Source organism: Streptomyces sp. NPDC004051, assembly GCF_053604275.1.
In genome coordinates, this window is sequence record NZ_JBSGHG010000088.1 from 1 (window position 1) to 1,860 (window position 1,860).

At 71.3% G+C, this 1,860-nt stretch carries 2 protein-coding genes; one reads left to right on the top strand and one right to left on the bottom strand.

Annotated elements, in window-relative coordinates:
• Window positions 1-89: 89 nt before the first annotated feature.
• Entirely contained in the window at window positions 90-950 is an 861-nt protein-coding gene (locus ACWEQO_RS34710) for an SGNH/GDSL hydrolase family protein (protein WP_452986487.1), read from the bottom strand.
• Window positions 951-1,264: 314 nt separating this feature from the next.
• On the opposite strand from ACWEQO_RS34710, the gene ACWEQO_RS34715 reads away from it, so the two are divergent.
• Complete coding sequence (locus tag ACWEQO_RS34715) at window positions 1,265-1,669, top strand: cold-shock protein (protein WP_452986488.1); 405 nt, start codon at window positions 1,265-1,267, stop codon at window positions 1,667-1,669.
• Window positions 1,670-1,860: the final 191 nt, after the last annotated feature.

Below are 1,860 nucleotides of genomic sequence, written 5' to 3' on the forward strand. Positions count from 1 at the left end.
GGCAATACCAGGCCCGCGTCAGTCACTACAAGCGGCGCGGGCACAGTCCCTGAAACTGGTCAGCAATCAGCATAAGTACCGTTGCAGTACTAGGGCGCGCGGACGGCCGCGGCGAGGGCCTCGCCGACGGCCCGGGCTCCTGCGGCGTTGGGATGCAGCGGCGCGGCCGCGTGGGTGGGGATCAGGCCCTCGATATGGCGGTCGGCGGGGGCGGCGCAGATGTCGTGTCCGATGCTCAGGGTGCGGGTGTCGACGAAGGTGGCGCCGTGCTCCTCGGCCGCCCGCTCCAGCGCGGTGTTGAGGTGGTTGATCGCGCTCTGGAGGTGGTTGGCGTCCTGCTTCCAGAAGGGCTGGGCGGGGTGGCAGCCGTCGGGGCGGAAGTAGGTGCCGTAGCCGACGACGAAGACCTCGGCGCGCGGTGCCCGTCGGGCGATCTCGTCCAGGACGGCGGCGAAGGCCGGTGCCCAGGCGTCGATGCGGGCCCTGACCTTGTCGGTGCCGCCGGCGGTGTTCTCCTCCGCGCAGCTGGTGCCGTGGGGCCGGGGCAGGATGTTGATGCAGCCCAGCACCTCGTCGAAGAGGCCGGTGTCGTTGCCGCCGATGGTGACGCTGACGAGGTCGGTGTCGGGCGTGAGCGCGTCGTACTGGGGCGCGGTCCCCGGGTGCTGGGCGGTGCTCAGATGTTTGCTGGTGGCGCCGGAGCAGCTGACGTCGGTGAGTTCCGCGCCGAGGGCCTCGGCCGTGATGTGGGGATAGTCGGCCAGGGAGCGCAGGCACCTCAGGTCGGCCGGGTCGACGGGCGGCACCAGCGGTGCCGCCGCGTAGGAGTCGCCGAGCGCGACGTACCGCGGCGGCTCGGCCGCGGCCGGCGCGGCCTGGGCCGACGCCGCGGCCCCTACGGCCCCGGCGGACAGAGCGATGGCCAGGGCCAGGCGCAGGGCTGTTCTCAAGGACGCCTCCTTCGGCACGTGCGCGGACGTGGTCCCGCCCTGCCATGATCTTGCTCGAGCGGACGCGGCACCGCACGGCGGCCCGCGGGGACCGGTTCCTCCGGGGCAGGACGCCGCCGGACCCCCGTCCGCCGTGTTTCCCCGCCGTACGAGAGGCTTCGGGCAGCCGGCCGGAGCGGCGGCAAAGCCTCCGATTCACCTGTTCGGCCGCCGCCTGTTCGGCGTACCCTTGGCTGCCGGGACTCCGGTCCGGGCAGGGGGTCCGGGCGGGAGGCCCGGGTACGGGGTCCGGTGTTCTGCTGGGGGTTGGAATCATGGTCGCTGGTCGTGTGGTGCGGTTCGACGCCGTACGGGGTTACGGGTTCATCGCTCCCGAGCACGGCGGGGAGGACGTCTTCCTCCACGTCAACGACGTACGGATCCCGGAGCACCAGCTGCGTCCCGGGATCGCCGTGGAGTTCGAGATCGAGGAGGGCGACCGGGGTCTCAAGGCCTCGGGCGTGCGCCTGGCCCAGGGAGCCGACGGGGTCTCCTCCGCCGTGGGCAGGCATCCGGACGGCGACGACTCGCTGTGCGACGTGCTCACCGCCGAGGAGTACCTCCAGGAGGTCACGGAGGTCCTGCTGTCCGCCGCTCCCACGCTGACCGGCGAGCAGATCCTCCAGGCCCGCCGCGGACTGCTGCAGTTCGGCAAGACCCACGGCTGGTGCGACGGCTGAGGCCGGACGCACCGCCCGGTGCGGACCGGGCGGGCGCCGGGGGGTGAAAGCTGCTACAGATTTTCTAGTCATTTATAGTCTTTTTTAGTCGAATGGCTCACGTACGGTGGGCTTGTGAAGCTTTCGGAGTGGGCCCGTCAGCAGGGCGTGAGCTACCAGACCGCCTGGCGGTGGGTGAAGGACGGAAAGAT